Below are 4,084 nucleotides of genomic sequence, written 5' to 3'. Positions count from 1 at the left end.
CGGCCCCGGGGCGGGGCCGTGCTCGACGCTGACACAACCGGTGACGGCCAGGGCGGCCACCCCCACGAGGAGCCTCACTGCGGTACGGGTTCGGTGCACCCGCTCAACTCTGCTGGACGCGAGGCCCGTTGCGCGCGCGTGCGGGCCGGGATTGGTCCGCACGAGTGACCGCGCGGGGTGACGCCGCCCGGCTCCCCGGCGTTTTGCTTCAGTCTCCGGTGGTGCCGTCGACGCCCTCGCGCAGCAGATCGGCGTGGCCGTTGTGGCGCGCGTACTCCTCGATCATGTGGGTGTAGATCCAGCGCAGGTTGAAGTGCCGACCGCCACGGGAGGTGCCGGTGCTCAGCTCGTCGAGGGTGTGGCCCTCGGCATGGGCGCGGGACTTGGCGATCTCGCCGCGCCAGGTGGCGAGCGCCTCCTCGAAGGTGTCCTCGGGGCCGACGTGGAAGTCGCCGTCCGGGTCCTCGTCGGTGAAGTAGTGCGGCGCGCCCTCCTCACCGCCGAAGACATTGCTGAACCAGTGCTGTTCGACCTCGGCCATGTGCCGGACCAGACCCATCAGGGTCAGCCCCGACGGCGGCATCGAGGCGGTCCTGAGCTGTTCGTCGGTGAGGCCCGCGCACTTCACGGCGAGGGTCTCCCGGTGGTACTCCAGCCAGCCCACGAGCATCGACAGCTCGTCGGCGTCGAGGGCGGGCTCCTGGCGTTCTGGCGTCTCGGTCGTCGTCATGGCGGCCATCCTCACGGATCACCCCCGCGACCGCCACGGGTTATCGCCGCCGCCCCACCCGCCGCCACCGGCCGGCGGTCTCCCGTCCACGTATGCTGACCAGCCAAGGAAGCGGAAAGCCGAACGGCGACAGGAGACTTCGTGAAGGTCGGCTGCATCGGACTCGGGGACATCGCGCAGAAGGCGTATCTGCCGGTCCTGACCACCCTGCCGGGGGTGGAGCTGCATCTGCAGACCCGCACCCCCGCCACCCTCGCGCGGGTCGCCGACGCCCACCACGTCCCGCTGGCGCGGCGCCACACCGAACTCGACGCGCTGCTCGCCGAGGGCCTGGACGCGGCCTTCGTGCACGCGCCGACCGCCGTGCACCCGGCGATCGTGACCCGGCTGCTCGAAGCGGGCGTACCGACGTACGTCGACAAGCCGATGGCGTACGAACTCGCTGACTCCCAGCGCCTCGTGGAGCTCGCCGAGGATCGCGGAGTGAGCCTGGCCGTCGGCTTCAACCGGCGTCTGGCCCCCGGCTACGCGCAGTGCGCCGAGCACCCGCGCGAGCTGATCCTGATGCAGAAGAACCGCGTGGGGCTCCCCGAGGACCCGCGCACCCTGGTCCTGGACGACTTCATCCATGTCGTGGACACCCTGCGCTTCCTGGCGCCGGGGCCGGTCGAGCACACGGTGGTGCGGGCCCGGATCCGCGAGGGTCTGATGGAGCACGTCGTCCTCCAGCTCTCCGGCGACGGCTTCACCGCCATCGGCACCATGAACCGGCTGAACGGCTCCACCGAGGAGATCCTGGAGGTCTCCGGGCAGGACACCAAGCGGCAGGTGTTCAACCTGGGCGACGTCGTCGACCACAAGGGCCAGCCGACCGTGCGCCGGCGGGGCGACTGGGTGCCGGTGGCCCGCCAGCGCGGCATCGAGCAGGCCGTGCACTCCTTCCTCGACGCCGTACGGGCGGGCAAGCTCCTCAGTGCACGGGACGCTCTCGCGACTCACGAGCTGTGCGAGCGGGTGGTACGGGAGGCTCTGGAGCAGGCCTCCTGAACGAGCGCCGCCCGGCGAGGACGCCGTACGCGGCGAGCACGAGCAGCGCCGTGTACACCGCCCAGTCCCCGAACCGCAGATAGAGGGTGCTGCCCTCGGCGAGCGGTACGTCGTAGACGGCGGCCGTGCTGCGGTCGGTACCGAGCCACTGGCCGATCCGCTCGCCGTCCGGGCCGTACACCGCGCTGATCCCGGTGAGCGTGGCGTGCACGGCCGGGCGGCCCGTCTCGGCGGCGCGCAGCGCGGCCAGCGAGGCGTGCTGCGCGGGCGCCCAGCTGTGCTGGAACGACGAGGTCGAGGACTGGAAGACGACGAGCCCGGCGCCCTCGCGCACCAGATGGCGGCTCATGTCGGGGAACGCCGACTCGAAGCAGACCAGCGGGCCGATCCGCAGGCCGCCCGGCAGCGTCATCACCACCGGCGTCGTGCCCCGGCGCCGGTCCTCGCCCGCGGCCTTGCCGACGGAGGTGGCCCAGCCGAGCAGCGAACGGGCCGGGATGTACTCGCCGAACGGCACCAGCCGCATCTTGTCGTAGCGGTCACCCGTCGGCCCGTCCGGACCGACCAGGACCGAGCTCTTGAAGATGCCGGGCCGGTCGGCCCGGCGGGCGTCCACGTTGACCAGGATGTCCGCGCCCACCGTCCGCGAGAGCGAGGCGATCCTGGCCGCCAGGTCCGGCCTTGCCGTGAGGTCCGAGCCGACACTGCTCTCGCCCCACACCACCAGGTCCACGTCCCGCCCCGCCAGCGAACGGGTCAGGGTCTCGCTGCGGGCGAAGCGGGCGTCGGGGCCCTCGATGACACCCGGCTGGACGACCGCGATCCGCGCCCGGCCGGTCTTCTCCGGGCGGGGTGCCCAGGCCCACACGGCCCCGGCGGCGACGGCCCCCGCGAGCACCGCGGCCACCACCGGCGTACGCGCCGGACGGCAGACGAGCAGCACCGTCACCGCGACGTTGACCCCGACCACCAGCAGGCTCACCAGCCACACCCCGCCGACCGAGGCGAGGCGCAGCGCCATCGGCACCTGCCACTGGCTGGAGCCGAGCATTCCCCAGGGGCCGCCCAGGCCCTGCCAGGAGCGGACCAGTTCGACCATCAGCCAGCCCGAGGGCAGCACCGCGAGCGCCGCCGTGGCCCGTCGCGGTGACGGCCCGCCCACGCCGGGGCCGCGGAGCAGGGAGCGCGCGAGCACGCCCCACGGCGCCCACAGCAGCCCGAGGAGCGCTGCCAGGACGACGATGAAGACCGTCAGGCTCGGCATCAGCCAGTGGTGCACCGCCAGCATGAACCCGGTGCCGCCCAGCCAGCCGTCGAGCGCGGCCCGCCGCCCGTCGGGCGCCGACCGGATCAGCAGCAGCCACGGCACGAGCGCGACATAGGCGAACCACCACAGGCCCGGCGCCGGGAACGCCAGCGCCGGGAGCGCCCCGGCGAGCACCGCCGCCGCTCCCCGCCACCACCGCGACACCATCACCAGGTGACGCAGCCCCGTGAGGCGGTGTCGCAGTCCGACCGGTACTCGCATGCCGCGCTCTCCTCGCCCCGCCCATGAGCAGTGGTTCCGCCCGGGCATCTCACCTGATGTGCGTCCTTCAGTGTGCGGCACCCGGGCGGTGGCGCCCAGCCGGGCCGTACACGCGGCGAGTCTGCCCCGGCGGCGCTCCCGTACGCCCGCTCACCGGCCCGCGAGCGCCCCCGACACATGCCGCCACTTCTCGTGCACGGTCACCTCGCGCAGCCGCCAGCCCGCGTCGGTACGCAGCAGCCCGAAGTCGTACCGGCCGCCGGAGAAGAAGTTGGGCTCCACAGGTCCGCCGCCGCCGTTCTCCTGCGCGCCGAATCGCATCGGGTTGAGGTAGTCGGCCCGCACCCGGGCCCGGTCGCCGGGGTAGCCGCCGAGGTCCTGGAGGGTGAGCAGCCGGTTGACGATCAGGTGCTGGCGGACGGGGAAGAGCCGCATCGTCTCCGTGAGCCAGGCCGCGACCTCCGCCGCCGGCCCCTCCGGCCCGCCCGCCGCGCGGTAGTCGGCGCGCCCGTCCGGGGTGAACAGCTCCCCGTACGCGGACCAGTCGGCGTCGTCGACCGCCGCCGCGTAGCCGGTGACGATCTCATCGATGGCGAGCCGGTCCATCACGGTCGCGAGTTCCACACGCTGGGTCATCGCCACAGTGTCGGGCAGCGGACGCGAGGGGCCAAGAGCCCCGACGGCCCCGGTGCGGCGGGCCCGCTCTTGTGGGCGTGGCGCGCCGCGTGCTACCCGTGGGCGCCAACAGGAGGACTGTCCGAGCCGGAGGCGCTCCGGGG

General features: G+C 73.4%; 4 protein-coding genes. 1 reads left to right on the top strand and 3 read right to left on the bottom strand.

The genetic code is table 11. From position 1 onward, the window contains the following. Nucleotides 1-208: 208 nt before the first annotated feature. The gene (locus ACJA3G_RS31795; protein ID WP_406556508.1) at nt 209-730 is read right to left on the bottom strand and encodes a DinB family protein; all 522 of its coding nucleotides are present in this window, start codon (nt 728-730) and stop codon (nt 209-211) included. A 141-nt stretch (nt 731-871) separates the two neighbouring features. Here ACJA3G_RS31795 and ACJA3G_RS31790 point away from each other — a divergent pair, with 141 nt between their 5' ends. Continuing rightward, nucleotides 872-1,777, top strand: a complete 906-nt coding sequence (locus ACJA3G_RS31790) for a Gfo/Idh/MocA family protein (protein WP_406556507.1) — start codon at nt 872-874, stop codon at nt 1,775-1,777. Here ACJA3G_RS31790 and lnt read toward each other — a convergent pair. Together lnt and ACJA3G_RS31780 are read right to left on the bottom strand one after the other, a co-directional pair. Continuing rightward, nucleotides 1,701-3,305: an apolipoprotein N-acyltransferase gene (lnt, locus tag ACJA3G_RS31785; RefSeq protein WP_406556506.1), complete on the bottom strand. Its 1,605-nt coding sequence runs from the start codon at nt 3,303-3,305 to the stop codon at nt 1,701-1,703. The genes ACJA3G_RS31790 and lnt overlap by 77 nt on opposite strands. Before the next feature lie 150 nt (nt 3,306-3,455). After that, the gene (locus tag ACJA3G_RS31780; RefSeq protein WP_406556505.1) at nt 3,456-3,941 is read right to left on the bottom strand and encodes a nuclear transport factor 2 family protein; all 486 of its coding nucleotides are present in this window, start codon (nt 3,939-3,941) and stop codon (nt 3,456-3,458) included. Nucleotides 3,942-4,084: the final 143 nt, after the last annotated feature.

The sequence above is a fragment of the Streptomyces sp. YS-3 genome, assembly GCF_045257485.1.
GTDB lineage: Bacteria > Actinomycetota > Actinomycetes > Streptomycetales > Streptomycetaceae > Streptomyces.
The sequence above is the reverse complement of the archived record's forward strand: the minus strand, read 5'-3'. Positions and strand labels throughout refer to the sequence as shown.

What these genes read in the sequence shown, in the direction of transcription:
- lnt (WP_406556506.1), bottom strand. Translation starts at nt 3,305, where the DNA reads ATGCGAGTACCGGTCGGACTGCGACACCGCCTCACGGGGCTGCGTCAC.
- ACJA3G_RS31780 (WP_406556505.1), bottom strand. Translation starts at nt 3,941, where the DNA reads ATGACCCAGCGTGTGGAACTCGCGACCGTGATGGACCGGCTCGCCATC.
- ACJA3G_RS31795 (WP_406556508.1), bottom strand. Translation starts at nt 730, where the DNA reads ATGACGACGACCGAGACGCCAGAACGCCAGGAGCCCGCCCTCGACGCC.